Annotated in this window: 23 protein-coding genes and 1 pseudogene; 9 read left to right on the plus strand and 15 right to left on the minus strand. The window is 57.8% G+C overall.

Annotated elements, in window-relative coordinates:
* Positions 1-32 precede the first annotated feature (32 nt).
* The 6 genes from E4P00_RS07625 to E4P00_RS07650 all read right to left on the minus strand — a co-directional run bounded on the left by E4P00_RS07625 (position 33) and on the right by E4P00_RS07650 (position 5,919).
* The gene (locus E4P00_RS07625; RefSeq protein ID WP_179119842.1) at positions 33-1,067 is read right to left on the minus strand and encodes a fimbrial protein; all 1,035 of its coding nucleotides are present in this window, start codon (positions 1,065-1,067) and stop codon (positions 33-35) included.
* A gap of 97 nt (positions 1,068-1,164) precedes the next feature.
* Complete coding sequence (locus tag E4P00_RS07630) at positions 1,165-1,383, minus strand: hypothetical protein (RefSeq protein ID WP_078822011.1); 219 nt, start codon at positions 1,381-1,383, stop codon at positions 1,165-1,167.
* Between the two features lie 56 nt (positions 1,384-1,439).
* Positions 1,440-1,652, minus strand: a complete 213-nt coding sequence (locus E4P00_RS07635; protein WP_078822012.1) for a hypothetical protein — start codon at positions 1,650-1,652, stop codon at positions 1,440-1,442.
* Between the two features lie 176 nt (positions 1,653-1,828).
* Positions 1,829-4,378 carry a fimbria/pilus outer membrane usher protein gene (locus E4P00_RS07640; RefSeq protein WP_078822013.1) on the minus strand — a complete coding sequence of 850 codons (2,550 nt, stop codon included), beginning with the start codon at positions 4,376-4,378 and terminating at the stop codon, positions 1,829-1,831.
* 173 nt (positions 4,379-4,551) lie between these two features.
* A complete protein-coding gene (locus tag E4P00_RS07645; protein WP_078822014.1) occupies positions 4,552-5,292 on the minus strand; it encodes a fimbria/pilus periplasmic chaperone in 741 nt (246 codons plus the stop codon).
* Between the two features lie 81 nt (positions 5,293-5,373).
* The gene (locus tag E4P00_RS07650; RefSeq protein WP_248129871.1) at positions 5,374-5,919 is read right to left on the minus strand and encodes a fimbrial protein; all 546 of its coding nucleotides are present in this window, start codon (positions 5,917-5,919) and stop codon (positions 5,374-5,376) included.
* Positions 5,920-6,403: 484 nt separating this feature from the next.
* Here E4P00_RS07650 and E4P00_RS07655 point away from each other — a divergent pair.
* Positions 6,404-6,964: pseudogene (locus tag E4P00_RS07655) on the plus strand (transposase).
* 409 nt (positions 6,965-7,373) lie between these two features.
* Here the strand turns inward: E4P00_RS07655 and E4P00_RS07660 are convergent.
* Positions 7,374-7,940: a TetR/AcrR family transcriptional regulator gene (locus E4P00_RS07660; RefSeq protein WP_248131076.1), complete on the minus strand. Its 567-nt coding sequence runs from the start codon at positions 7,938-7,940 to the stop codon at positions 7,374-7,376.
* A 127-nt stretch (positions 7,941-8,067) separates the two neighbouring features.
* Here E4P00_RS07660 and E4P00_RS07665 point away from each other — a divergent pair, with 127 nt between their 5' ends.
* Both E4P00_RS07665 and E4P00_RS07670 read left to right on the plus strand, forming a co-directional pair.
* Complete coding sequence (locus E4P00_RS07665) at positions 8,068-8,856, plus strand: SDR family oxidoreductase (RefSeq protein WP_103733654.1); 789 nt, start codon at positions 8,068-8,070, stop codon at positions 8,854-8,856.
* Between the two features lie 63 nt (positions 8,857-8,919).
* Entirely contained in the window at positions 8,920-9,951 is a 1,032-nt protein-coding gene (locus E4P00_RS07670) for an NADP-dependent oxidoreductase (protein WP_248131078.1), read from the plus strand.
* Here E4P00_RS07670 and E4P00_RS07675 read toward each other — a convergent pair.
* The 3 genes from E4P00_RS07675 to E4P00_RS07685 all read right to left on the minus strand — a co-directional run bounded on the left by E4P00_RS07675 (position 9,905) and on the right by E4P00_RS07685 (position 12,046).
* Complete coding sequence (locus tag E4P00_RS07675) at positions 9,905-10,777, minus strand: carboxylate/amino acid/amine transporter (RefSeq protein ID WP_005790229.1); 873 nt, start codon at positions 10,775-10,777, stop codon at positions 9,905-9,907. The genes E4P00_RS07670 and E4P00_RS07675 overlap by 47 nt on opposite strands.
* Before the next feature lie 203 nt (positions 10,778-10,980).
* Positions 10,981-11,580, minus strand: coding sequence for an FMN-dependent NADH-azoreductase (locus E4P00_RS07680; RefSeq protein WP_103733652.1), 600 nt, complete (start codon positions 11,578-11,580; stop codon positions 10,981-10,983).
* A gap of 151 nt (positions 11,581-11,731) precedes the next feature.
* Positions 11,732-12,046: a hypothetical protein gene (locus tag E4P00_RS07685; RefSeq protein ID WP_032803666.1), complete on the minus strand. Its 315-nt coding sequence runs from the start codon at positions 12,044-12,046 to the stop codon at positions 11,732-11,734.
* 49 nt (positions 12,047-12,095) lie between these two features.
* On the opposite strand from E4P00_RS07685, the gene E4P00_RS07690 reads away from it, so the two are divergent.
* From E4P00_RS07690 to aqpZ, 5 genes are all read left to right on the plus strand, one after another.
* Positions 12,096-13,019, plus strand: coding sequence for a LysR family transcriptional regulator (locus E4P00_RS07690; protein WP_005790234.1), 924 nt, complete (start codon positions 12,096-12,098; stop codon positions 13,017-13,019).
* A gap of 14 nt (positions 13,020-13,033) precedes the next feature.
* Entirely contained in the window at positions 13,034-13,837 is an 804-nt protein-coding gene (locus E4P00_RS07695; RefSeq protein WP_248131080.1) for an alpha/beta hydrolase, read from the plus strand.
* Between the two features lie 3 nt (positions 13,838-13,840).
* Positions 13,841-14,404: a peptidylprolyl isomerase gene (locus E4P00_RS07700; RefSeq protein WP_078822021.1), complete on the plus strand. Its 564-nt coding sequence runs from the start codon at positions 13,841-13,843 to the stop codon at positions 14,402-14,404.
* 82 nt (positions 14,405-14,486) lie between these two features.
* On the plus strand, positions 14,487-16,319 hold the full coding sequence (locus E4P00_RS07705; RefSeq protein WP_032879980.1) for an ABC transporter ATP-binding protein: 1,833 nt from the start codon (positions 14,487-14,489) through the stop codon (positions 16,317-16,319).
* 174 nt (positions 16,320-16,493) lie between these two features.
* Entirely contained in the window at positions 16,494-17,195 is a 702-nt protein-coding gene (gene aqpZ / locus E4P00_RS07710; protein ID WP_005790241.1) for an aquaporin Z, read from the plus strand.
* A 118-nt stretch (positions 17,196-17,313) separates the two neighbouring features.
* Here aqpZ and E4P00_RS07715 read toward each other — a convergent pair whose 3' ends face one another.
* Entirely contained in the window at positions 17,314-18,447 is a 1,134-nt protein-coding gene (locus E4P00_RS07715; protein ID WP_216091932.1) for a GNAT family N-acetyltransferase, read from the minus strand.
* Between the two features lie 284 nt (positions 18,448-18,731).
* Here E4P00_RS07715 and E4P00_RS07720 point away from each other — a divergent pair, with 284 nt between their 5' ends.
* Complete coding sequence (locus E4P00_RS07720; protein ID WP_005790244.1) at positions 18,732-20,054, plus strand: putative porin; 1,323 nt, start codon at positions 18,732-18,734, stop codon at positions 20,052-20,054.
* A 35-nt stretch (positions 20,055-20,089) separates the two neighbouring features.
* Here E4P00_RS07720 and E4P00_RS07725 read toward each other — a convergent pair whose 3' ends face one another.
* The 4 genes from E4P00_RS07725 to hrpA form a co-directional block, all read right to left on the minus strand.
* Positions 20,090-20,323, minus strand: coding sequence for a zf-HC2 domain-containing protein (locus E4P00_RS07725; RefSeq protein ID WP_032879977.1), 234 nt, complete (start codon positions 20,321-20,323; stop codon positions 20,090-20,092).
* Positions 20,317-20,931 carry an RNA polymerase sigma factor gene (locus tag E4P00_RS07730; RefSeq protein WP_005790248.1) on the minus strand — a complete coding sequence of 205 codons (615 nt, stop codon included), beginning with the start codon at positions 20,929-20,931 and terminating at the stop codon, positions 20,317-20,319. Before E4P00_RS07730 ends, E4P00_RS07725 begins: the two co-directional genes overlap by 7 nt.
* A 123-nt stretch (positions 20,932-21,054) precedes the next feature.
* Entirely contained in the window at positions 21,055-22,176 is a 1,122-nt protein-coding gene (locus E4P00_RS07735; protein WP_005790250.1) for a beta-ketoacyl-ACP synthase III, read from the minus strand.
* A gap of 252 nt (positions 22,177-22,428) precedes the next feature.
* A complete protein-coding gene (hrpA, locus tag E4P00_RS07740) occupies positions 22,429-26,340 on the minus strand; it encodes an ATP-dependent RNA helicase HrpA (RefSeq protein ID WP_248131082.1) in 3,912 nt (1,303 codons plus the stop codon).
* Positions 26,341-26,415 lie beyond the last annotated feature (75 nt).

Below are 26,415 nucleotides of genomic sequence, written 5' to 3' on the forward strand. Positions count from 1 at the left end.
CTTCAATCGTTTACGCAACGGTTAGCCACAAATCACTGGTAAGTGATAGTGACCATGACGGAGGATTTACCGATGCCAGCACTCACGATGGGGGCTGTTTTGATAAAAGCGGCTTGAAGTGCAAAGGCAAAGTCATTCGCCGGTGCGACGCTGTTTTTAATCGGCAGGTTCAAATTCACGGGCGTGCCGGTTTGCGTCATGATCTGCATGCCGAGCCCTTTTGCACCCGAACTGGGATCAAGAGAAATAATGCCGTTATCGGCATTCAATGCTGTGAACACGGGATCAAGTCGTATGCCTACATTAGGGGTACGGTTTATACACTTGACATTAACAACAAAGGGAACTGCGGGGGATTTGTCGCCCACATTGGTGAATATTGAAGAGGCATGCCTTCCCAAACTCACATTGATATCACTGGTACTACAGGTCGCGGCTGAGGACTGCAGCTCACCACTCCAGTAAACATTCCAGATTTGGTGCTCGCGCCCCCCTGCTACAACATAGTAGCCAATGTTTGAAACCAATATGGCTCTTAAACTAAAGGCACCTAACGTCGGACTCATCTTCACAAGTTCAATGGTCAGCGTGTTTTCACCGGCATAAGTCAGCGACAGCGGACCTGATGGCAACGATTGGCTCTCGCGAGGCTCTCTAATATAACGCCCGTCCGGCCCTTTTATCCGCAAGCCCAATCCCGGGACGGCAGTCATTAGTATTTCAGGGGTATAGGTGCCGTAAGCAGCGTTATTGAAAAACCAATACCTTGATCTCGCCTCATTGTCGGAACATGTAAGATAAGGCGTCGACGTATTCGACGCAAACACCACTGTTTTCGTATAAACCACAGACCCAACACTGGCATTGGGCGAGACAGGAATACCGCCGTCCAACGAAAATGTTTGCGCAGCAGGGATAACAGGCGTCGTTGCACAGGCACTAAAGGCTTTCGGTATCAAACCTGCCGAACACATGACAAATAGAGCCAGCCTCAAAAAAACAGACCTGAATTCATCTTTGGGTCTGCCGCCCTCCGTTTTTTTTCCCGAACTGTTTTTTTTGTTCATTTCAATGGTCATCTGCTGCGTAAAAAAATGAGAGAACAACCTTTTGTGTTCCACCGTTTCAAATGCGCAGGCGCCTGAGCGCCTGCGCACCTAGGCATTAGAACCAAGGTTTCCAAAGGCCGTCCCACAGACCTCTCAGAGCAGAGGTCACACCCACAGTGACCGAAGCCACGGCAGACCCAAGCCCCAGACTACCCGTACCAATTTGAGCGCCGGTTTTAGTTCCCTCATAAAGGCCATTACCAAAACCGGTCAACGCGTCAACAAGCCCGGCTCCCGAAACGGCGTCGATTTCTTTGCAGTTAAGATCTTGCATTACATTCACTCCGTTAAAATTCATATCAACCCAATAACCCTGAAACCTTCCGGGTATTACCACCAACCACCAAACAGGCCGTCAAAAAAACCTTTTACACCGGCGCCAATACCAACGGTAACCGAAGCGACAGCAGAGCCGATTTCACCGCGGCCAATTTGTGCGCCTTCAATAGTCCCCGACTCCATGCCGTAGATCAGCCCCTGAAGAGCACCAAAAATACCGGCACCCGAAACGGCTTCAACTTCTTGGACATTTAGCTCTTGCATGGAATTACTCCTCCAGTTTTTCAAAATAACGACATCTGTCGCATACGTGTTACAGGCAAATAAAATTTGCCATTGCAACTCTTTTCAGCGGTCCCTGCTCTTGATTCGTAGACACTCGTCAGTTCAATAACATGCCATCACGCGGTAACAGCGGTCACGGCCTGAGTATTAACTCGTTAATTGACAGCGCCCTGAATAGCCACACATTGCGCGTTTACCGTTTGTAGTTGCGCACTGGTCTTTTGCTCTTGCGTCACGGGCGGCAATTGATAATTCACTAAGCAACGCTGCTCAGGCTTTTCACCCCACCTCACGGTCAGCGCCCCACTATCGGGAATACCTCGTACGTAAAGGCGGCTGGCCTGGCTCACCATGCCGACACTTTGCCCCTGGGCATCGAGGACATCGGCCGCGAATGGCAATGTGTCCCCTTGAGGGCCAAGTGCATGGATCAATACAGCTCGGCCTTTGACAGTCGCGAACTTGACCTTTACCACCGCCCCTGCGAACGGTGCGACCTGTTGGCTGCTGCTTTGCAGCTCAACACTGCTCGGCAAGCCTTGTGGGTCCAGTTCAACAATGTTCGAGCTATAAGGCGTCAGGTATGGAATCGCGGCGTACCCCTGCCCATCCACTCGGACACCTGAAGAGTTGACGACCCGCGCCCCCTTGGCAGCATCGGCTTCGACAAGTGCCATTGTCTCGCCCATCTGAGGCGAAAACGTGACCCCTTCACTGTGTGCCACCAGCGCTCCACTCATCCCAACGGATGCTTGCTTATAGCTGCTGCTGTGCCCGTAAGACCCCTTCAGCGTTGTGACCGGACTACGATATTGCACGTTAGCCGAACCGCTGGTGCCCATCTCATCACGCGTATCGCGAGCGGCCGTCACCCCATAGTCAAAATTGCTATCGCGGCCTGCGGTCCCGCTCAATCCCACTTGAGTGTTGGTATAGCCTTCGTCATTACGCGTGACCATGCTTCTGAACGAAGGCGAATGTCGCCCAGAACCCAGTGGCAAGGAAATACTCAAGTAATATTCCTTGTTCGAGCGGCCGACCACATCCCGTGTCCGCATGACGGACAACGAATAACCCATACTGCCCCAGTGGTTGTTGTAGGCAATTTGATACTGCGTGTCGTCGCCACCACCGGCCCAATAATTACGCTTGAAACCTGTGGCAGACACCGACCCAAATGAATCGCCCAAGGGCTGCGTAATGGTCAACTGAAAACTGTTGCGTTGACGACGCAAGGCTTGGTTTTGGGCAAAATCCCGCGCTTGCTGAGTAAGACGCAGATCAAGAGGGCCGTCGAGTGAATCGCGTGCAGGTACAATGTCATCGAAGTCGAGTCGACGATTTTTAGCGAACTCACGTTGGCTCAAGGCGTCACGCAAACTCAGATAACCGGACGTTGAATAACGATACGCCGCTACCGATAAATTGGTGCCGGATTCACTGAGCAACTTACTGTAACCGAGCTTTAAGCTTTGCCCACTCTCGGTACTTTCACCCGGTATATCTGTACTTGCATGGGTCAGGTCCAGCGAAAATGCGCCAAAACCGGTATTGAATGCCCCGCCCAGTTGCGCGGCACCATAGCCATCGCTGGCAACCACACCTGTGTAGCCAGTAAACAGATTAGTGAGCCCTCGCTGTAACGTAGCCTGGAACAAGTAAGGCTCATCGTCTAAAAAACGCTCATGAACATGACCAAGCGTGACACTATAACGAGAGTGTCCCGCACGCAGTGATTGCGCGACTGACGCATAAGGCACACTAAAGCCGTGCACACGCCCGTCGGCCTCAATGATCGAGACATTCAGGTCGCCACCATAACCTGTCGAATAAAGGTCATTGAACTCGAATGGCCCGGGGGCCACTGGCGCGTGATAAATCAAATTACCGTTCTGGCGGATCTCCACCAATGCGTTAGTGCTGGCTACACCTCGCACCACTGGGGCATAACCGCGCAGTGAGTCTGGTAGCATACGATCATCAGTGGCCAGTTGAATGCCACGAAACCCCACGCTGTCAAACAGTTCGCCACTGGTGTTAGCTTCTCCCACCGTTAACCTACTGGTCCACGGGGCGATATTACGCTGTGCATACGTTGCGACTCTTTGCCATTGACGACTTAGACCTGTCTGCCACGTCACTGACGAGACATGACGCAATTGCCAATCTCCGATATTTAAACCCGCATTGAGTCCCAGATAGGATGAGGTCGTGTCCAAGTCGTCACTGCGCATCTCATAGGTATTGAAGTCGTAACCTAAAATCCCAGCGGTAATCCCTCGATCCCAATACTTGGGGTCGACATAACCCCGCGCGGAACGCCGCATCGCAACTTGCGGCACGCTCAAATCCAGGCGCAATTCGGACGAGTCGAAGTCGGCTAATGCGCTGGGCACCCACTGATCAATAACCTGACATTCGCCACTGGCACGATCGCCCAACTGCAACTTGCTTGTGTCTATCGTCATGCGATCAAGCTGCTCAGCGCTGAAACAGGGCTCAGCATTTCTCTTACTCGATAATGTTTTAAACAGCACACTTTCGCGTCCGATCCAGAGACCATTTACATACATATCAACACTGTAGGTTCCTGCCGTTACAGGGTTGCCGTTGGCAAAGCGAGAGACATCCACGGGTTCCTTGCCGAAAAAAAACTTACTATTGAAGTTTACATCCGACACTGGCTCACTCGACAGCTCAGCCATGGCGCTCCCTCCCCATGAACATAGGGTGCAGGTCACTACCGTCACCTTTGACAACCGAAAACTGGCCGACCTTAAAACACCACTCACTAACCGCAAACAACTATATGTCTGACCCACAACCTTTATCATATTCATAACATCGTGAATCCTTCACTTACGAGCCACCAGCTGGTTTATTGCTCAAGTTTTTTCTTATGGGCCTCAACCCCGCCGTAATCATTGATGGCCGTAAAGTCCACTTGGACATCTGCGCCTGGTTTACCGCTCAGGTCCGTAAGAGGAAAGCTCGCTTTACCTCCAGGACTGACCATTCCGCCTTCTTTGGAATTATGTGTGCGGCCAGCCACGGTCATACCGACACTGACAAGAGAAATGTAATAAGGCGTAGGATTGCTGCATTCCAAAGCCCAACCGCCAGCCGCCGGCACGACACGCCAGTGCAATTGCTCCGCAGCCTCAATCGACAGGCCGGGTAAGTTTGCTGGACGATAAAAAATCTTAATCCGCGATCGAAATGCCAACTGAAGCTCATTTTCAGCCGCATCTACTGTTGTCGCTGGCGGCACTTCCAGAACGTTCAGCCAAAACAACGACTCTTTGTCCTGCGGTAACTCGGCACCTGTAAACATCAAACGCAGCGTCTGCCCTCTGTTTGCGTCCACCCGTGAAACCGGGGGCGTCAGCACAAATGGCGCATCGCTATCTTCCGGTAACTGGCTCGGGTCACCACGGTCAACCCAGGCCTGGACAAGTGCCGGTTTGGTTCCTCCATTCGTCATTTTAATAGACACATCGCGCGCGTTCGCTGGATAAACAACACGCGTGCCCGTAATGACGACATCAGCCTTAGCCGGGCCGTCCAAACACAAGAGTAATGAAAGGCTCCAGGCACATGCAGAGAAGTATTTGTTCATCGACAACGCTCAAAAATAAAAGGGGTTAAATAAAAACAAAAGAAAGGCACGATAGCCGGCAGCTATCGCACCTTAATTGCATTACTGATAAACGATTGTGTAGTTCACGCGGGATCTAACATTACCCGCAGTGGCGTTACCCAATGAATAGTATTGGGCGTAGTAGCTCAACGTCGCCGCACCGGCGACCAGGTTCGACGACTTCGAGTTGTGCTGAGCAGAACCCACACGGATATCGGTAGTATCCGAGTTCAACAAAGCCACCTGAACATTGGTCGCCAAACCAGTGCCACGGTCCACATTCAACCGACCAGTAGCGATATCGGTTTCAGCACCGGGCTCAAAATAGACAGCCACTGGGCCGACTAGTGGGTTGCAATCTGTCAGTTGAATATTGAACGCCGTGCGTCCAGCCCAAGTACCTGGGTTTACCAGAGCAGAGCTGGAAACCTTTGGCAAAGTGACAGTGAAGTTCTGGCCAGTACCACCATTGATTCTGCATGTTTGATCGGTGATTTCACCTTCGAAGCTAATAAGGCCGTCTGCCGCGCTTGCAGTGGACGCTACAAACACAGAACTTGCAGCAATTATCAAAGCACCAAATACCGAAGCGTTTTTAATTTTCAATTTATTTTTCCTTAAATGATTTTTCAGCAAAGACCTGCCATCAGCCCAACAAACGTGAGTCGAAATACATCCACAGCCTTATCCCCAAGACTGGAAATTCGAAGACACCGAGGTAATGACAACAAGCACAATTAGGCTTGCGAGGTAATTACACGTTAAAACCGTAACCCCTTATGTAGGAAATTTCCCAGAGGATAATCCCACCTTCTCCGAGCTTTTTTTGGGTATTTGACGTGGTGAACACGCGAGTGCTCGCTGACCACTCTGCTATTTCATTCAGTGCCATTAGCGGATACTTACGCCAACGCTCCCTATCGACTTCATGCTGACTCATACAATGCCTGACATACTTTTCAATCCATACGTATCGGAAATTTCCGAGCTATTATTCAGCACCAATTTGATACTTAGTAAGTACCTAAAAATTCTCCGAACACGTCCGTAGATGTGCTGAAATATGCCCGTCCCCTGATCCAAGCTACCCATGAGCCAGATGAGCTTTTCCGACTTTGAATACGCAGGCAAGCGCAAGCAGACACGTCGTGAACGCTTCCTCGCCGAGATGGATCAGGTCGTGCCCTGGAGCGCTTTTTTAAAGCTGATCGAACCATATTGGCGCCGATGCAGAATCGGATTGGTTCATCACGTCCATGGCACCGTGGCCGATGTCACGCAGGTCGCCGAGCTGCTGCATGGCGAAGAAAACGCGGTGTATGCGGATGCTGGATACACCGGTGTCGAGCAACGTAAAGAGCATGAAAATCGTAAAGTGATCTGGCAAATCGCGGCTCGCCGCAGCACCTATTCCAAGTTGAATAAACGCAGTCTGCTGTACAAGGCCAAACGCAAGATCGAGTACTGCAAAGCTCAGACGCGGGCCAAGGTCGAGCATCCTTTTCGGGTGATCAAACGGCAGTTCGGTTATGTGAAAGTACGCTTTCGTGGGCTGATGAAAAACACGGCCTAGCTGACCACGCTGTTCGCCCTGTCGAACCTGTGGATGGCTCGAAAACAACTGATGGGTATGGGCGAATTGCGCGCTTAACACCGAAAGCCGGAAGAAAACCCCCTCAATACCCGATGCACCGTTCACTTTCAGCAAATAGCGGGGCGCTTCGGGAAAATTGCGACTGGCCGCCGGCATACGGCAAGTTGATCGGAGCATCCCTAACGGCCGCAGAGCGCGCCCGGAGTCGAAGTTCACATGGGTAATCGCCAAGCGTGACCAAACCAGTGAGCCTCAGCGTAGGATTCAACGCCCTCATCGCTTGCCTCAGGATTGGAGCGCTTAAAATCTAAAGCTCCGCCCGATCCAAAGGGTCTGGATCCAGCTCTTTCTCCCCCCCTGTATCAGCAGCCGAGTGGCAATGACTTGCGCGCCGGCGTATTGCCGGCGTTGGCCGGGGCCGCGCAACTACCCGCCATCGAAACGGCGTGAAGTGATCCGAACGGGATTACGGCAGTGATACCGTAATCTCCCGGCGGCAAACCTCAAGCACTTCATCAGCCAAAGCGGAATCATCCGGGCACGCCCGCGATAACATGATTGCACCAATGGCATGGGCCATCCTGTTGAGCATTTTCGCGCGCACGTCTTGCTGTGGCTCGTCCTGCGTCGTGTTGTACTTTGCCTCCAGGGCTTGCAGCGTATTTTCCAGCCCGTTGGCGAAAGTCTCCTTAAGCGTGTCCGATTGACGCGCAGCGTCTGCACACAACGCCGCCAACGTGCACCCGCCGCCGCGATGATCGCGGTGCTGCCGGGACAGGTAAACCTCGAAAAACTCCCCCGCCTCCATCTCCACGCTGCTGGCGAGCGACTGCGCCAGGCCATTGGCGGCCGCTTCTGCCATCAAATCCGCCTTGGAGCCGAAGTGCTTGTAGAAGCCGCCCTGGGTAAAACCAGCGGCAGCCATCAATTCGGCCACACCCACCCCATCGAAACCACGTTCACGAAACAGCGCGGAAGCCGTCGCGACGATATGCGCTCGATTGTTCTGTGATTGCGTCTTGGTGATCTTCATTTCTATGCGCTCCTGCTGCCCTGCGATAGAGGGATCTTACTATGATGTCGATCACAATCAAAACCGTTGACAGCTTTGATTATGATCGACATCATAAAACCTCCCTGCACTCACTGAGCATCACACCATGAGCACTTCCAAGACCGTTCTCATCACTGGCGCCTCGACCGGCATTGGTGCCGCCTACGCCGAACGCTTTGCCCAGCGTGGTCACGACCTGGTTCTGGTCGCCCGCGATACCAAGCGCCTGGAAGCGCTCGCTGCACGTCTGCGTGAAGAGCACGCCATCACTGTTGATATCCTCCCCGCTGACCTGACCCAGATCGCTGACCTGGCAGCGGTCGAAGCACGTCTGCGCGAAGATTCCAGCATCGGTACGCTGGTCAACAATGCCGGTGCCGCACAGTCCGGCAGCTTCATCGAACAGTCCACCGACAGTGTCGCTCAGTTGGTCGCGCTCAACACCACCGCGCTGGTACGGCTCGCCAGCGCCATTGCCCCACGCCTCGCGGCAGCCGGCAACGGCGCTATCATCAACATTGGCTCGGTGGTGGGCCTGGCGCCGGAGTTCGGCATGACCGTATATGGCGCGACCAAAGCATTCGTACTGTTCCTGTCCCAGGGCATGAGCCTGGAGTTGGGCGCCAAAGGTGTCTATGTGCAAGCCGTGCTACCGGCCGCTACGCGTACCGAGATCTGGGACCGGGCGGGCATTGACATCAACACTCTCACAGATGTGATGGAGGTAGGTGACCTGGTGGATGCGGCGCTGGTCGGTTTCGACCGTCGTGAGCCCGTGACCATCCCGCCCTTGCAGGACGGCGCACGCTGGGATGCCTTGCAGGCAGCCCGACAAGGCTTGCTGTCGCAGATCAAGCAGTCCGAGGTTGCCGAGCGGTACCTGACCCAAGCCTGATCAACCGGTTGCAGGCGCGCTCTATGCGCCTGCCCTTCCTCTCGAAGCGATGAGCGTTGAACCATGAAGGCATTTTCCATCGAACGTTACGGCAAACAGACCGGTCGCATCACCGAAGCGCCAACACCAGTGGTGGGTGAGCATGACGTGCTGGTTCAAGTACATGCCAGCAGCGTCAACGTTCTGGATGCAAAAATCGCCAAGGGCGAATTCAAACTGATTCTGCCGTATGCATTGCCGTTGATACTGGGCAATGACCTGGCTGGCGTGGTGCTCAGCGTCGGGGCCGCGGTGCGACGCTTCAAGCCGGGTGACGAAGTGTATGGCCGCCCTCCACAGCAGCGTATCGGCACGTTCGCCGAGCTGATTGCGGTACGCGAGGACGCACTGGCACGCAAACCTGCAAACATCACGATGGAGCAGGCCGCCTCCCTGCCTCTGGTCGCATTGACGGCATGGCAAGTACTGGTTGAAACAGCGAGGCTGAAAAAAGGCCAGAAGGTCTTCATTCATGCCGGTTCCGGCGGAGTCGGCAGTATCGCCATCCAGCTTGCCAAGCATTTGGGCGCATTTGTCGCAACGACGACCAGCACCGCCAATGTCGAGTGGGTCAAGGCACTGGGCGCCGATGTAGTGATCGACTACAAGCAGCAAAACTTCGAAACCCTGCTCAATGATTATGACGTCGTCTTGAACAGCCTAGGCCCGGACGCACTGGCAAAGTCACTCGACATTCTCAAACCAGGCGGTCAACTTATCTCCATCTCCGGGCCACCTACGCGGGCGTTTGCTCGCGAGCAGCAGCTGTCGTGGCTATTGGGCCTGGTCATGGGCGTGTTGAGCAGCGGTATCCGCCGCAAAGCGCGCAAACAAGGCGTGCGTTATGACTTCCTCTTCATGCGCGCCAGCGGCGCCCAATTGGATGAACTGACCGCGCTGGTGGAAGCCGGCATTATCAAGCCGGTGATCGACCGCACCTTCCCTTTCGAGTCCACAGCCCAAGCCCTGAGCTATGTCGAACAAGGCCGCGCCAAAGGCAAAGTGGTGATCACGATGACAGCGCCGCCCGCGCCTGGCGTGCGCCGAGCCGACTGATCCACACCGCGCCCAGAATCACCAGGCCGCCCAGGGCCAGACGGCCCAGCGGCTCATGCTGATTCCAGATCAGCAGGTTCAACAGCAGCCCCACCGGTACATGCAGGTTGTTCATCACCGCCAGGGTGCCACCATTGACCAGACAGGCGCCCTTGTTCCACCAGTACATACCCAGCGCGGTGCTGACCAAACCAAGGAACACCAGCACGCCCCATTGCAGCGGCGCTTGCGGCAAGAAGTCAGCCTTGCCGAACAGCAGGAACGCCGGCAACACCACCAACAAGGCGCCCAGGTAGAAATAGCCGAAACGCCGGAAGTGCGGTTGGTCACTGGGATAACGCGCCACCAGATGCTTGTACATGACTTGCCCGGCGGCGTAGGTGAAGTTGGCCAATTGCAGCAGCAAGAATCCCATCAGGAAGTGCGGGGTGATCTGATCGAAACGAATCACCGCCGCACCGCCCACCGCCACTAGGGCCGCGACCAGTGCCCAAGGATTGAAGCGCCGATTAAGCGCGTCCTCGATCAGGGTCACATGCAGCGGTGTGAGGATGGTGAACAGCAGCACTTCCGGCACCGTCAGCACGCGAAAGCTCAAGTACAGGCATACGTAGGTCACGCCGAACTGCAATGCACCGATCACCAGCATGCCGCGCATGAACGCCGGCTCCACCGAGCGCCAGCGCGTCAGCGGGATAAAGATCAGCCCGGCCAGCACCACGCGCACCAGCACTGCGAAGTAGCTGTCGACGTGACCGGCGAGGTATTCGCCGATCAAGCTGAAGGAAAATGCCTGAATCAGGGTGACAACCAGTAAATAGCCCATGCGCGCCTCGTTTCGAATGGGCGCGACATTAAAGCTTTTCCAGCCTTGAAGAAACTCAAGGCAAAAAAAACCCGACCTCGCTAAAGCGGCAGTCGGGCAGGAGCACTCAGGAGCAACAAGTGCAAAGGGAGGTTCGATACGCGTACTTGAAGGGTTGGCGTGGCGTTATATAAACAACCCGCGATTATCTGGCGATTAACGGATCACGCCACCTGTGCGAGCAGGGCTTTGGCATGGTTGATGCCTTTTTCCTGGAAGTCGCTGCTCAGGTTCACCCCTTCGGCGTGAATGAACGTCACATCGTGAATGCCGATAAAGGCCATCACCTGACGCAGGTAGGGTTCCTGGTGGTCCGAGGTGGCCCCGGTGTGAATGCCGCCACGGGCGGTCAGCACGATGGCACGTTTGCCGGTCAGCAAGCCTTGCGGCCCGGTGGCGGTGTACTTGAACGTTACGCCGGCGCGCAGTACGTGATCCAGCCAGGCTTTGAGGGTGCTGGGGATGGCGAAGTTGTACATCGGTGCAGCCATTACCAACACATCGGCGGCGAGCAATTCGTCGGTCAATGCGTTGGAACGCTCCAGGGATACCTGTTCGCTGTCGTTACGCTGATCTTCAGGTTTCATCCAGCCGCCAAGCAGGTTGGCGTCCAGGTGTGGAACCGGGTTGAGTGCCACGTCGCGCACGGTGATCTGATCGGCTGGGTGGGCAGCCCGCCATTGGCTGATGAACTGTTGGGTGAGCTGGCGAGAGATAGAATCCTGCTGGCGCGCACTGCTTTCGATGATCAGAACGTTAGACATGGCTATGTAGGCTCCATCGGTGAATGTTGTAAGTCGATGGACAGAAGATTAACCAGGGCTCATTCGATAAAAAAGCGCAAAAAACTGCTATAAACCATCTATAAATTTGTTTATAAGCGGAGTACTCCTGTGGACAGGCTCCGCTATCGCTTTATTTGGGGCTGCAGTTCAAGGCAATGCGCATCTTGATGATGGCGCGGTTGAACTTGACCGTGGTGTTGGTGCTTTTGCCTGCTGGCACGCTCACGGTGCGACGGCGCGGCGATTCTGGGCCGTTGGTGAAGATTACCGAACACACAGCATCCTGGGTGCCGTAGTTGTTCAGCTGAATCGAGCTGATGTCTGCGTCCACGTCGGAGGCGGTGTAATCAATGCTGACGCCATCGATCTTTTTCGTCACGTCGATAGGGTAGGCAAATACGCTCATCGGCAGCAGCGCCAGCAACACACAACACAATTTTCTCATTCGGCAGTCTCCAATAAGGACCGCCAGCTTAGGACAAGAGGAGCTCATCTTGAAAGCGCCCCGCGTTACCCTCGATCAATGGCGCACGTTGCAGGCCGTGGTTGACCATGGCGGCTTCGCCCAGGCGGCTGAAGCGCTGCACCGTTCGCAATCCTCGGTGAGCTACACCGTGGCTCGTATGCAGGATCAACTCGGCGTGCCGCTGCTGCGCATCGACGGGCGCAAAGCGGTGCTGACCGAGGCCGGTGAAGTGCTGCTGCGTCGCTCCCGGCAGTTGGTGAAGAACGCCAGTCAACTGGAAGACCTTGCCCATCATATGGAACAGGGATGGGAGGCCGAAGTGCGCCTGGTAGTGGATGCGGCCTATCCCAATGCGCGCCTGGTGCGCGCCCTGACTGCGTTTATGCCGCAAAGTCGCGGCTGCCGCGTGCGCTTGCGTGAAGAGGTGTTGTCCGGCGTCGAAGAACTGCTGATCGAAGGCGTAGCCGACCTGGCAATTTGCGGTTTCAGTATCCCCGGTTACCTGGGCACCGAAATGAGCGATGTGGAATTTATCGCCGTGGCCCACCCCGAACATGCGTTGCACCGCATGAATCGCGAGCTGAGTTTCCAGGACCTGGAAAGCCAGATGCAGGTGGTCATCCGCGACTCCGGCCGCCAGCAACCGCGCGACGTGGGTTGGCTGGGCGCCGAACAGCGCTGGACCGTCGGCAGCCTGGCTACCGCCGCCGCCTTCGTGGGCAGCGGCCTGGGCTTTGCCTGGCTGCCACGGCACATGATCGAGCGCGAACTGGCCGAAGGTGTACTCAAGCAACTGCCCCTGGAACAAGGCGGCAGCCGTCACCCGACGTTCTATCTCTACTCCAACAAAGACAAACCCCTGGGGCCGGCGACGCAGATTCTCGTGGAGCTGCTACGCACGTTTGACACCGCTCCCCTGGACGCGCCTTTCGCCGCTCCCCGACAAGCCTGAAACGGAGTTCATCCATGGCCTGGTTCGACCACGAAGGCTGCAGCCTGCACTACGAGGAATACGGCCACGGCGCGCCGCTGATCCTGATCCACGGCCTGGGCTCCAGTAGCCAGGATTGGGAGCTGCAAGTGCCGGTACTGGCTCGGCACTATCGCCTGATCGTGGTCGACGTGCGTGGGCATGGCCGCTCCGATAAGCCCCGCGAGCGCTACAGAATCCAGGGCTTCACGTTCGACCTGCTCGCCCTGATCGAGCACCTGGACCTGCCGCCCGCCCACGTTGTGGGTTTATCCATGGGCGGCATGATCGCCTTCCAACTGGCGGTGGACGACCCTGCGCGAGTCAGAAGCCTGTGCATCGTCAACAGCGCGCCCGAAGTCAAGGTGCACAGCGCAAGTGACTATTGGCAGTGGGCCAAACGCTGGACCCTGGCCCGCGTACTCAGCCTGCGCACCATCGGCAACGCCCTGGGCGAACGACTGTTTCCCAAACCTGCCCAGGCCGACCTGCGCCGCAAGATGGCCGAACGCTGGGCAAGCAACGACAAACGTGCTTATCTCGCCAGCTTCGACGCGATTGTGGGCTGGGGCGTGCAGGAACAACTTTCGCGAATTACCTGTCCAACCCTGGTCATCAGCGCCGACCACGACTACACCCCCGTGGCGCAGAAAGAAATCTATGTAAAACTGCTGCCCGATGCGCGACTGGTGGTGATCGAAGATTCCCGCCATGCCACGCCCTTGGATCAACCCGAAGTCTTTAACGCGACCTTGCTCGATTTTCTAAAGACAGTCGAAACCACTACCCAGGATCACTGACCCATGCTGAAAAAAATCGCCTTCTTTGCCGGTTCTGTTTTGTTCGCTGCCAACCTGATGGCGGCCGAACCGGCCAAGGCGCCCCACGTATTGATCTCCACCACCAATGGCGACATTGAAATCGAACTGGACCCGGTCAAGGCGCCGATCAGCACCAAGAACTTCCTCACCTATGTCGACAAGGGTTTCTATACCAACACGATTTTCCACCGCGTGATCCCGGGCTTCATGGTCCAGGGCGGCGGGTTCACCCAGCAGATGTCGCAAAAACCGACTGAAGCACCGATCAAGAACGAAGCCAGCAATGGCCTGCATAACGTGCGCGGCACGCTGTCGATGGCCCGCACCAATGACCCGAACTCGGCCACCAGCCAGTTCTTCATCAACGTAGCCGACAATGCCTTCCTCGACCCGGGCCGCGATGCCGGTTACGCCGTGTTCGCCAAAGTGGTCAAGGGCATGGATGTGGTCGACATCATCGTCAACTCCCAGACCACCACCAAACAAGGCATGCAGAACGTGCCAATCGATCCTGTGTTGATCAAGTCGGCCAAGCGCATCGACTGAGGTCTGCAGGTAGCTTCGCGTGGTGCCCACACGGCACCGCGCGCATTTGAAAGGAGAGCCCGCCCGGCGGGCGTCAAACCCAATGCTCTATCGTCGCTTTGAACAACTGATCGATATTTTCCGCGACGCTCCCAGCGCGGCCCCTCCCGAAAAAGTCCTGCCCTTCTATCTCTATTACCTGCGCCAGGTCTGGCCCTGCTTCGCCGCACTGTTGGTGGTGGGGCTGGTCGGTGCGCTTATCGAAGTGGCGCTGTTCAGCTATCTGAGCCGCATCATCGACCTGGCCCAGGGCACACCACCGGCGAATTTCTTCCAGATCCACAGCGCCGAGCTGATCTGGATGGCCGTGGTCGCCCTGCTGCTGCGCCCGGTTTTCAACGGCCTGCATGACTTGCTGGTGCACCAGACCATCAACCCAGGCATGACCAGCCTGATTCGCTGGCAGAACCACAGCTACGTGCTCAAGCAGAGCCTGAACTTTTTCCAGAACGATTTCGCCGGGCGCATCGCCCAGCGGATCATGCAAACCGGCAACTCCTTGCGTGATTCGGCAGTGGCGACGGCAGAAGCCATCTGGCACGTGTCGATCTATGCCATCAGTGCCCTGGTGCTGTTTGCCGAGGCCGACTGGCGGCTGATGATCCCGCTGATCACCTGGATCATCTGCTACAGCCTGGCCCTGCGTTACTTCGTACCGCGCGTGAAGGAGCGCTCGGTGATTTCCTCGGAGGCGCGCTCCAAATTGATGGGCCGAATTGTCGACGGCTATACCAATATCACCACCTTGAAACTGTTCGCCCATACGCAGAATGAACAGGAATACGCCAAGCAAGCGATCATCGAGCAGACCGAAAAAACCCAACTGGCCGCCCGTGTGCTCACCAGCATGGACACCGTGATCTGTATCTTGAACGGCCTGCTGATTGTGACCACCACCGGCCTGGCCCTGTGGTTGTGGACGCAGTCGCTGATTTCCGTCGGCGCGATTGCCCTGGCTACCGGCTTGGTTATCCGCATCGTCAACATGTCCGGTTGGATCATGTGGGTGGTCAATGGCATCTTCGAAAATATCGGCATCGTGCAGGACGGCCTGAAAACCATCGCCCAGCCCCTGGCCGTGACCGACCGTGAAAACGCCCCGCGCCTGAAAGTCCCCAATGCCCAAGTGCACTTTGAGCAGGTGGATTTCCACTACGGCAAGAAGAGCGGGATCATTGGCGGCCTCAACCTCAACATCAAGGCCGGGGAAAAGATCGGTTTGATCGGCCCGTCCGGCGCGGGCAAGTCGACCCTGGTCAACCTGCTGCTGCGCCTCTACGACCTGCAAGGCGGCCGCATCCTGATCGACGGCCAGAACATCGCCGAAGTGGCTCAGGAAAGCCTGCGTGCACAGATCGGCATGATCACCCAGGACACATCGCTTCTGCACCGTTCGATCCGTGACAACCTGCTGTATGGCAAGCCCGACGCAACCGAGGAAGAACTCTGGGCTGCGGTGCACAAGGCTCGCGCCGATGAGTTCATCCCGCTGTTGTCGGATTCCGAGGGCCGCACCGGGCTGGACGCCCATGTCGGTGAGCGCGGGGTGAAACTCTCTGGCGGTCAACGTCAACGTATCGCCATCGCCCGCGTGCTGCTCAAGGACGCACCGATCCTGATCATGGACGAAGCCACCTCGGCATTGGACTCGGAAGTGGAAGCGGCAATCCAGGAGAGCCTGGAAACCCTGATGCAGGGCAAGACCGTGATTGCGATCGCCCACCGGTTGTCGACCATCGCACGAATGGACCGCTTGGTAGTGCTGGAGAAAGGCCAGATTGCCGAAAGCGGCAGCCATGCCGAGTTGCTGGCGCAGGGCGGGCTTTATTCGCGGTTATGGCAGCACCAGACCGGCGGATTCGTCGGAATAGACTGATTTCATTGGATAGGTGCCCGGGCAATTCCGAACAATTCTGACAGTTTTCTCTATCGAACTGGTCTTGCGACACAATCCTGCTGTACTGCAATCAGGCCCCAGGAGGGCCCTGATTTAGGCGGCAGGGAAGCTTCACAGACCGTTAATCAGATAGAGCAATCTAAGGAAGTGTTCATGTCACTGTTCAAACGTTCCGTAACGGAAGGGCTGGGTACGTTTTGGCTGGTGTTGGGCGGTTGCGGGAGTGCGGTGCTGGCCGCAGCGTTCCCCAATGTCGGAATCGGCCTGCTCGGCGTGGCCCTGGCCTTCGGGCTCACAGTGCTGACCATGGCGTTTGCCATCGGGCACATCAGCGGCTGTCACCTCAACCCGGCCGTTTCGGTGGGGCTGGTAGTGGGCGGAAGATTTCCGGCCAGAGAGTTGCCGGCCTACATCGTGTCTCAGGTGATCGGTGCCACCATCGCCGCTGCGCTGCTGTACTTTATTGCCAGCGGCAAACCCGGCTTTGAACTGGCGAGTGGCCTGGCCTCCAACGGCTATGGAGAACACTCACCCGGTGGTTACTCGATGGCAGCAGGATTGGTCTGTGAACTGGTGATGACGGCGATGTTCGTGCTGATCATCCTGGGCGCTACCGACCGCCGTGCCCCCGCGGGCTTTGCCCCCATCGCCATTGGCCTGGGGCTGACGCTGATCCACCTGATCTCGATCCCGGTCACCAACACCTCGGTCAACCCGGCCCGCAGCACGGGGCCCGCGTTGATTGTCGGCGGCTGGGCGCTCGAACAGTTGTGGCTGTTCTGGCTTGCGCCGATCCTGGGCGCGGTGATCGGTGGCATTACGTACCGATGGTTGGGCGCAGAAAAGCCTGCCTGACCAAACCCCTCTAGGAGCGAGCTTGCTCGCGAAAAACGTCAACGATGACGCAGGCTTCCAGATGCAGCCCGCTTCGCCTAAGCGTTCTTCGCGAGCAAGCTCGCTCCTACAAGGTGTTTCACTTGCTGTCAGGTTGCCGATAAGGCAAAGCCGCCCTCGCCTCTTCGGCATACGCCAGAATCCCCACCCGTTCACGTTCAAGAAAGTCGTGCACGGCACTCTTGAGCCCCGGATGGCGCAGGTAGTGCCAGGACCGCGTGATCACCGGCTCAAACCCGCGAATCAATTTGTGCTCGCCCTGGGCCCCCGCATCGAAGCGTTGCAGGCCGTGGGCGATGGCGTAGTCCATGCCCTGGTAGAAACAGGTTTCGAAATGCAGCCGGTCGAACTCCCCCAGGCAGCCCCAGTAGCGGCCGTAGAAGCTGTCGCCACCGATCAAGCTGAACGCCATGGCCACCGGACGCGGGCCTTGCTTGGCCAGCACCACGCGGATCGCCTCGGGCATACGTTCGGCCAACAGGCTGAAAAACGCCCGCGTCAGATAGGGCGCTTGGCGGCGCACCGCATAGGTGTTGGCATAGCAGGCATAAACAAAATCCCATTGGGCCTCGCTCAATTGATGACCTTGCAGCCACTCGAACTCGATGCCCTGCCCGGCCACTTGTTCACGCTCTTTGCGCATCTGCTTGCGCTTGCGTGAACTCAAGGCATCAAGGAAGTCCTGGAAGTCGCGATAGCCACGGTTCTGCCAATGAAACTGGCAGCCCAGGCGTTGCATCCAGTCGGGCTGCCGGGCCAAGGCGTCGTCGGCCAAAGCGTCGGTGAAATTGATATGGGCGCTGGAGAGCCCTTCGATTTCCAGGTAACCCGGCAAACTTTTGAGCAACTCAAAGCCGTCTTCGGCACTGGCGGCCAATAAACGCGGCCCGCTGACCGGACTGAACGGCACGGCTGTCAGCAGCTTCGGGTAGTAATCAATGCCGGCACGCTCGCAGGCGTCGGCCCAGCCATGGTCGAACACGTACTCGCCATAAGAGTGCCACTTGCGGTAACTGGGTAATGCCGCCACCAAACGCGGGCCTTCCCAGTGCAGCAGATGTTCCGCCTGCCAGCCTGTTTGCGGGCCCAGGCTGGCGCTGTCTTCCAGCGCGCTCAAAAACCCATGCCGCACAAAAGGCTGGGCCTGCGGCACCAGGGCATCCCAAGTGTGAGCAGCGATTGCGGACAGGCTGTCCAGGCGTTGCAGTGGCATCGACATCCTCATTGTTTCGCGGCATGAAAGCCTGGGCAGTATCGCTTATCGCAGCCTGGCGTACATCTGCAAAACGCGCCGACAGAACGCCCAAGCGTTAGTTCCTTCCCGTTACAAGCTGTCATCTACATGAAATCACTTAGCCACTACTCCGTCATAAACGGTCGCGATACTGACGCCAGTTTTTAGAGCGTCCGGATCTACCGGGCGACATTTTTTCCGTCCGTCATGGGTCGGTTGTGTCCTGGATGGTTTGCCATCCCTCCTCACTTTCGGAGATTGATATGCGTCTTGCTTCCACTAAAACTGCGGCGCTCCTGTGTGGCGGCCTGTTGCTGGCCCTGAGCGTACCGGCCAGCGCTGCAGTCGACGCTAAATTGCTCGACATGCTCAAGGCCAACGGCCAGATCACCGCGTCGCAGTACACAGAACTGCAAGCGGAACTGGCCAAGGACCAGAAAGAACAGCAGATCGCACGCCAAGCTCAGCAAGAGACCAACGAGCAGATCGCAGCCACTGCGAAAAAAACCAACGAGCTGAGCAGCTTCGACCAAAAGCTGGCCTGGGCCGCCAAGACTCAATTCAAGGGTGATGTACGCTTCCGCCAGGAAACCATCAAGATTGATGGCGAACCCAACAACGGTGGGCGTGACAAAGACCGTCAACGTATCCGCGCCCGCCTGGGTGCCTACACCGAAATCAACCCGCAGGTGGACACCGGTATCCGTATCGCCACCGGCGGTGGTGACGATGCGCGTTCTACCAACCAGGATCAGGACGGCTACTTCGATAAAAAATCGATCTGGCTGGACCTCGGTTACATCGACTACCACCCGGACCAGATCAAGAACCTGCACGTGATCGGCGGCAAGATGCTTCAGCCTTGGGTAAACATGGGCGACGTGATCTGGGATAGCGATATCAACCCTGAAGGCCTGGCCGTCACCTACAAATACCCACTGGGCAGCAGCGCCGAACTGTTCGGCAGCCTGGGTAACTACAACCTCAAGGACAACGTCGACGGCGACGGCGTGCAGTTCCGCCACGACCTGCGCCTGACGTCCGGCCAGTTGGGTACGCGTTTCTCGGTCACCGACAACCTGAAAATGACCCTGGGCGGCAGCGTCTACGCCTACAAAAATGACGAGGACAGCCGCTGCACAACCACTACCACACCTTGCGCGTTGGCGGTCAACGGCAACTCGGCCAACAACGAGTTCCGCCTGTACGAAGGTTTTGCCCAGGCAGACATCGGCGGCCTGGCAGTGCCACTGTCGTTCTACGGCCAATACGTGAAAAACAACGATGCCGTGACCGACCAGGACACCGCGTGGTTGCTGGGTGCCAAGTCCAAGGTGTTCGGTTTCAACCTGGACTACAACTACCGCGATGTTCAGCGTAATGCCGTCGTAGGCGCGTTCACCGATTCGGACTTCGCCAACGGTACCACCGGTTCGCGCGGCCACAAGATGAAGGTCAGCTACGACATCGACAAGAACTTCGCCCTGGGCGCCACCTACTTCCTGACCAAGGCGGACTACGCCAGCCGTACCCAGCGGGATGCCAACACCAACACCCTGCAGCTGGATGCTGAAGCCAAGTTCTAACCGTTACTGTAGGAGCGAGCTTGGTGAGCTCGCTCTTACATATCCTTACGGCGCTCGGCTGCCATCTGTTCAGCCAGCGCATCAGCACCGTCCACCGGCTCCTGCGGCATACGCTTGAGCGTCGCCTGCAACAGGCGCATCTGCCGGATAAATCGTCGGCAGTTCGGGCAGAACATCAAGTGATGACGCACCATCAGACGTTCACGGAAGGTCAATTGACCATCCAGATAGTCACTGGAGCGCGCTACTTGCTCTTTACAGGTCAACATTCGCCCGTCTCCTCAAAATGCTCCACCGTAGCAAAGACTTTAAGCCGTGCTCGATGCAGGAGCACACGAACGTTGGAGAGCGAAAGGCTCAGAAGATTACAGATTTCCTCCAGTTCCAGACCCTGGCGTTCACGCAACACCAGCACGCTGCTTTGCAGTTCGGACAAACTCAGAATCGTATGCTCCAGGCATTTGCGCAGTTCATCTTCGGTCAGCAGCGCTTCAGGGGTGTCCTGGTGCCAGGCATACGGGGCGACGGCCCAATGGCCATCATCCGGGCTGAAGCGATCATCACCAATGGTGCCGTGGGGCGAAGGCAAATCGTCGAGCAGCACTTCCCGACGATTCTGCTTGTAACGTCCCTTGGCGGCGTTGGCGGTAATGGTCAATAACCATGTCTTGAGGCTCGATCGCCCTTCGAATCTGGCCAGGTTGCGTACGACCGAAACCCAGGCGTCTTGCACGATTTCGTCGGCGTGGCGCTGACCGACGATGGCGTAGGCCACCGCCCGCATTGCGCTCTGGTAAGTGGTGACCAATTCCTTGTAGGCCCGCTGCTCACCCTTGAGCAGGCGTTCAAGCAGGTGCGCGTCGTCCGCTGCTGCCATTCAAACCTCTATTTAAAAGTGCACACCCGGTCCTGTGGGAGCTGGCTTGCCTGCGATGCAGATACCTCGGTGTATCAGTCACACCACAGTGATGCCATCGCACGCAAGCCAGCCCCCACACAATCAGCGTTTGCGCAGGATCACACTGCCAATCGAATACCCGGCGCCAAAGGAGCTGAGTACGGCAACCGAGCCCTTGGGCAAGTCATCCTGGTAAGTGTGAAACGCAATCACCGAGCCGGCCGAGCTGGTATTGGCGTAAGTATCGAGGATCACTGGCGCTTCTTCCACCGACGCGTCGCGCCCCAGCAGCTTTTTCACGATCAGGTGGTTCATGCTCAGGTTGGCCTGGTGCAGCCAGAAGCGCTTCACATCGGTCACACTCAACTGATTTTCCGCCAGGTGCGCGCCGATCAATTCGGCCACCATCGGGCAGACATCGCGAAACACCTTGCGGCCTTCCTGCACGAACAGCTTGTCGGGGGCACCGACACCTTCTTCCGCCGTGCGATTGAGGAAGCCGAAATTGTTGCGGATGTTGTTGGAGAACTTGGTCAGCAGCTTTGTACTCACCACATCGAACTGGTGCTCGGACGTCGCCAGGTCAGCGCGTTCCAGGATCACCGCAGTGGCGGCGTCACCGAAGATGAAGTGGCTGTCGCGATCGCGGAAGTTCAGGTGGCCGGTGCAGACTTCCGGGTTGACCATCAGGATCGCCCGGGCCTGGCCCAACTGGATGCTGTTGGCCGCGTTCTGGATGCCGAAGGTGGCCGAAGAACACGCCACGTTCATGTCAAAACCGAAGCCCTGGATACCCAAGGCTTCCTGGACTTCAATGGCAATCGCCGGGTAGGCACGTTGCAGGTTGGAACAGGCAACGATCACGCCATCAATGTCGGCGGCGGTCTTGCCGGCGCGTTGCAGGGCTTGTTCGGCGGCACCGACCGCCATCTGGCAGAGCACCGACCATTCGTCGTTGCTACGCTCGGGCAGGCGTGGCGCCATGCGCTGCGGATCGAGGATGCCGTCCTTGTCCATCACAAAACGGCTCTTGATGCCGGATGCCTTTTCGATGAATGCCGCGCTCGACTCCGTCAGCGCCTGCACCTCGCCACGCTCGATGGCGGCGGCGTTGTCTGCGTTGAACTGTTGCACATAGGCATTGAAAGACTGCACCAGCTCTTCGTTGGAGATGCTGTTGGCCGGGGTGTACAGGCCAGTGCCGCTGATGACGACGTTATGCACGGTCGTTCCTCTAAATCTGTCAGGCAGAAGATATTGGTACCGTCGTACCAAACTTAAAGTCGTTTGATTCCGTCCAGCGGGCATCAAACTGGCGACGCTTTATTCAATCTTGTAACCGCGAAGTTTGCCACAACCCTGGAGATTTGGCGCTATAGGCCAGACAAACACCTTGAATGTGGGAGGGGCGGTGCGACGATTCGACTTGCTCCCTCCCACATTTGGCCCTGCCCGGATCGGGAAACCGGGAAAGGTTCAGGGCTCTACCTGGCTCCACTGCTTGCTCAAGCGTTTATCGGAAATCGGTACCTTGGTGCCCAACTGCTGGGCAAACAACGACACCCGGTATTCCTCCAGCCACCAGCGGTACAGCTCCAACTGTGGGTCACGCTTGCCTTCCTGGGCGTGCTTGTTCAAGCGGTTCTGGTATTGAGCCCACAGGCCGCCCAATTCGCTGCTCCACACGCGGTCCTTTTGCACCTGGCTCGGCAGTTTTTCCAGGCGCAGTTCAATAGCCTTGAGATAGCGCGGCAGCTCCTTGAACCATTGCGCCGGGGTTTCGCGCACAAAACCTGGGTACACCAGGTTGCTCAGTTGCTGCTTGATATCATTCAAGGCCACCGCCTGGGCCAGGTCGATCTTGCCTTTGAAGCGCTTTTGCAGGCCGTGCCAGAGTTTCAGCACCTCCAGGGTCAGGCGTGCCAGGCGCTCGGCGTGTTCGGTCCAACCGCCACGCTTGCGCTCGGCCAGGGCAGCCAGGCCCGCGCCATCACGCGGCAGGCTGTCTTCGCCCTCAAGTACACAGGTGTCGAGGCTGGCCAGCAGAATGTCTTCCACCAACGCGTCGATACGCCCCAGTTCGCGGTACATCAAGCCCAGCTCGGTCAGGCCCGGCAATTTGCCGCGCAGGAATTTCGCCGGTTCCGCCAGTTGTTGCATCAGCAGGCGCTGCAACGCGCGGCGATGCTGGAACTCGGCTTCGGCGGCGGTGGAGAAACGCCCTTCCTTGACCGTGCCGTTCTCTTCCACCAGCGCCGGGTACACCGTCATCGACAGGCCGGCGATGTTTTGCTGGGTCTTTTCAGCCACCGCCGCGAACACCTTGGCTTCTACCGGCTGTTGGCTTTTCGCGGTTTGCGGTACGGCCAACGCGGCCTGGCTGGCCTCTGCAAAACGTGCGGTCAGTTCGGCCAGGTCGCGGCCTTCGCCAAGGAACTTGCCTTGGCCGTCGACCACTTCCAGGTTCATCTTCAGGTGGCTTTCTACCTGCTGCGCCGCTTCGGCCCAGGCTTCATCGCTGACCCGCGCACCGGTCATGCGCAGCAACTCGCGCCCCAGCGCCTGGGGCAGCGAGCCCTGGCCGAATTCGATGCGTTGCAGCGCCGCCTTGACGAAGTCCGGCACCGGCACGAAGTTCTTGCGCAATGCCTTGGGCAGGTTGCGTACCAACGCGATGCATTTGGCTTCGATCACGCCCGGCACCAGCCACTCCAGGCGCTCGGCCGGCAACGCCGGCAGCAACGGCGCAGGTACACGCAGGGTGACGCCATCGCGAGGGTGGTTGGGTTCGAAGTGGTAGCTCAAGGCCAACGCCAGGTCACCCAGGTGCAAGGTGTCCGGATAATGCGCAGCGGTAACCTCACTGGCCTCGCGGGCCAGCACATCTTCTTCGCGCATGATCAGCAGGTGCGGGTCTTTCTGGCTGTTGACCTTGTACCAGCTGTCGAACGTGGCGGTCTGGTGAATCTCCGCTGGCAGGCGCGCATCGTAGAACGCGTAGAGGGTTTCTTCGTCGGCGAGGATGTCGCGGCGGCGTGCCTTTGCCTCCAGTTCGTCGAGCTGCTCCAGCAATAGCTGGTTGGCCGCCAGGCACTTGGCCCGGGATTGAATCTCGCCGCGTACCAGGCCCTCACGAATAAACAACTCGCGAGACACCACCGGGTCAATCGGCCCGTAATGCACCGGCCGACGCCCGACCACAATCAACCCGAAGAGGGTGATCTGCTCAAACGCCACCACCTGGCCGCGCTTCTTCTCCCAATGGGGTTCGAAGTGGTTTTTCTTGATCAGGTGCCCGGCCAGCGGCTCGATCCAATCGGCGTCGATCTTCGCCACCATGCGCGCATAGAGCTTGGTGGTTTCCACCAGCTCGGCAGTCATCAGCCATTGCGGGCGCTTCTTGCCGATACCGGACGAGGGGTGGATCCAGAAACGCCGCTGCCGCGCACCGAGGTAATCGCCGTCTTCGGTCTTCTGGCCGATCTGGCTGAGCAGGCCGGACAGCACCGCCTTGTGCAGTTTGGGGAAGTCCGCAGGCTCTTTATTGATGTTCAGCTGCATGTCGCGGCAGATCAGGCTCAACTGGCGATGGGAGTCGCGCCACTCGCGCAGGCGCAGGTAGTTGAGGAAGTTCTTGCGACACCAGTTGCGCAGCGGGCTGGCGGTCAGTTCCTGGCGCTGCTCTTCAAAGCCGCGCCACAGGTTGACCAGCCCGGCAAAGTCCGAATCCGGATCTTTCCACTGAGCGTGGGCCTGGTCGGCGGCTTGTTGACGCTCCGGTGGCCGCTCGCGCGGGTCCTGGATAGACATGGCGCTGGCCACGATCAACACTTCCTGCAAGCTGCCCAGCTTGGCCGCTTCGAGCAACATGCGGCCCATGCGCGGGTCCACTGGCAAGCGTGCAAGCTGGCGGCCCAACGGCGTGAGCTGGCTGTTACGGTCCACCGCCGAGAGTTCCTGCAGCAGGTTGAAACCGTCGCTGATCGCCTTGCCATCCGGCGGTTCGATAAACGGGAAATCGGTGATTTCGCCCAGGCGCAGGTGCAGCATCTGCAGGATCACGGCGGCGAGGTTGGTACGCAGGATTTCCGGGTCGGTGAATTCCGGGCGCCCGATAAAATCTTCTTCGCTGTACAGGCGCACGCAAATGCCCGGCTCAACCCGGCCGCAACGGCCTTTACGCTGGTTGGCGCTGGCCTGGGAGATCGCCTCGATCGGCAGGCGCTGCACCTTGGCGCGGTAGCTGTAGCGGCTGATGCGCGCCGTGCCGCTGTCGATCACATAGCGAATGCCCGGCACCGTCAGCGAGGTTTCCGCAACGTTGGTCGCCAGTACCACGCGCCGGCCTGGGTGGGATTGGAAAATGCGCTGTTGCTCGGCCGGTGACAGCCGTGCGTACAACGGCAAAATCTCGGTGTGCTTGAGCTGGGCCTTGCGCAGCATGTCGGCGGCATCACGAATCTCGCGCTCACCGGGCAGAAACACCAGCACATCGCCGGGGCTGCGTCGCTCGCTGCGCTCATAGGCGGCGATTTCATCGAGGGTGGCGAGGATCGCCTGGTCGACGGTCAAGTCATCCTCGACGCGATTGCCCTCTTCGTCCTGCTCCAGGGTCAATGGGCGATACCAGGTGTCCACCGGGAAGGTACGGCCCGAGACCTCGACAATCGGCGCATTGTCGAAGTGCTTGGAAAAGCGCTCCAGGTCGATGGTCGCCGAGGTGATGATGACTTTCAGGTCAGGGCGACGCGGCAGCAGGGTCTTGAGGTAGCCGAGCAGGAAGTCGATGTTCAGGCTGCGTTCATGGGCCTCGTCGACGATGATCGTGTCGTAGCGTTCAAGATAACGGTCGTTCTGGGTTTCGGCCAGCAGGATGCCGTCGGTCATCAGTTTGATCAGGGTGTTGGAATCACTCTGGTCTTCGAAGCGCACCTGATAGCCGACCAAGGCGCCCAATGGCGTGGCCAGCTCTTCAGCGACACGGCTGGCGACGCTGCGCGCTGCGATCCGGCGCGGCTGGGTGTGGCCGATCAGGCCGTACTGGCCGCGGCCGATTTCCAGGCAGATTTTCGGCAACTGGGTGGTCTTGCCCGAGCCGGTCTCGCCGGCAATGATCAACACCTGGTGTTTGAGCAGCGCGTCCTTGATCTCATCGCGCTTGGCGGCAATCGGCAGGCTGTCGTCGTAGCGAATTACCGGCAGGCTGGCGCGCCGCGCCGTGACCTGGGCACAGGATGCCTGCATCCGCGCCACCCACTGCGCCAGCTTGTCCTCATCGGGTTTCTTGCGCAGCTCAAGCAACTGCCGGCGCAAGCGGTGGCGGTCGGCGAGCATGGCGTGATCGAGGGTTTTGAGCAGTTGGTCGATGGTGGGTGCTTGGTCAGTCATCAGCTACTTCGACGGTCATCTATGTTATGCGCGGCCGGCAAGTGTGGCAGAAAATCGACTTATCTGGCAGGTCAA

Origin of the sequence: Pseudomonas sp. B329 (assembly GCF_023127835.1) — a bacterium.
GTDB lineage: Bacteria > Pseudomonadota > Gammaproteobacteria > Pseudomonadales > Pseudomonadaceae > Aquipseudomonas > Aquipseudomonas synxantha_A.

What these genes read in the sequence shown, in the direction of transcription:
- E4P00_RS07625 (WP_179119842.1), bottom strand. Translation starts at nt 1,067, where the DNA reads ATGAACAAAAAAAACAGTTCGGGAAAAAAAACGGAGGGCGGCAGACCC.
- E4P00_RS07630 (WP_078822011.1), bottom strand. Translation starts at nt 1,383, where the DNA reads ATGCAAGATCTTAACTGCAAAGAAATCGACGCCGTTTCGGGAGCCGGG.
- E4P00_RS07635 (WP_078822012.1), bottom strand. Translation starts at nt 1,652, where the DNA reads ATGCAAGAGCTAAATGTCCAAGAAGTTGAAGCCGTTTCGGGTGCCGGT.
- E4P00_RS07640 (WP_078822013.1), bottom strand. Translation starts at nt 4,378, where the DNA reads ATGGCTGAGCTGTCGAGTGAGCCAGTGTCGGATGTAAACTTCAATAGT.
- E4P00_RS07645 (WP_078822014.1), bottom strand. Translation starts at nt 5,292, where the DNA reads ATGAACAAATACTTCTCTGCATGTGCCTGGAGCCTTTCATTACTCTTG.
- E4P00_RS07660 (WP_248131076.1), bottom strand. Translation starts at nt 7,940, where the DNA reads ATGAAGATCACCAAGACGCAATCACAGAACAATCGAGCGCATATCGTC.
- E4P00_RS07665 (WP_103733654.1), top strand. Translation starts at nt 8,068, where the DNA reads ATGAGCACTTCCAAGACCGTTCTCATCACTGGCGCCTCGACCGGCATT.
- E4P00_RS07670 (WP_248131078.1), top strand. Translation starts at nt 8,920, where the DNA reads ATGAAGGCATTTTCCATCGAACGTTACGGCAAACAGACCGGTCGCATC.
- E4P00_RS07675 (WP_005790229.1), bottom strand. Translation starts at nt 10,777, where the DNA reads ATGGGCTATTTACTGGTTGTCACCCTGATTCAGGCATTTTCCTTCAGC.
- E4P00_RS07680 (WP_103733652.1), bottom strand. Translation starts at nt 11,580, where the DNA reads ATGTCTAACGTTCTGATCATCGAAAGCAGTGCGCGCCAGCAGGATTCT.
- E4P00_RS07685 (WP_032803666.1), bottom strand. Translation starts at nt 12,046, where the DNA reads ATGAGAAAATTGTGTTGTGTGTTGCTGGCGCTGCTGCCGATGAGCGTA.
- E4P00_RS07695 (WP_248131080.1), top strand. Translation starts at nt 13,034, where the DNA reads ATGGCCTGGTTCGACCACGAAGGCTGCAGCCTGCACTACGAGGAATAC.
- E4P00_RS07700 (WP_078822021.1), top strand. Translation starts at nt 13,841, where the DNA reads ATGCTGAAAAAAATCGCCTTCTTTGCCGGTTCTGTTTTGTTCGCTGCC.
- E4P00_RS07705 (WP_032879980.1), top strand. Translation starts at nt 14,487, where the DNA reads ATGCTCTATCGTCGCTTTGAACAACTGATCGATATTTTCCGCGACGCT.
- aqpZ (WP_005790241.1), top strand. Translation starts at nt 16,494, where the DNA reads ATGTCACTGTTCAAACGTTCCGTAACGGAAGGGCTGGGTACGTTTTGG.
- E4P00_RS07715 (WP_216091932.1), bottom strand. Translation starts at nt 18,447, where the DNA reads ATGCCACTGCAACGCCTGGACAGCCTGTCCGCAATCGCTGCTCACACT.
- E4P00_RS07720 (WP_005790244.1), top strand. Translation starts at nt 18,732, where the DNA reads ATGCGTCTTGCTTCCACTAAAACTGCGGCGCTCCTGTGTGGCGGCCTG.
- E4P00_RS07725 (WP_032879977.1), bottom strand. Translation starts at nt 20,323, where the DNA reads ATGTTGACCTGTAAAGAGCAAGTAGCGCGCTCCAGTGACTATCTGGAT.
- E4P00_RS07730 (WP_005790248.1), bottom strand. Translation starts at nt 20,931, where the DNA reads ATGGCAGCAGCGGACGACGCGCACCTGCTTGAACGCCTGCTCAAGGGT.
- hrpA (WP_248131082.1), bottom strand. Translation starts at nt 26,340, where the DNA reads ATGACTGACCAAGCACCCACCATCGACCAACTGCTCAAAACCCTCGAT.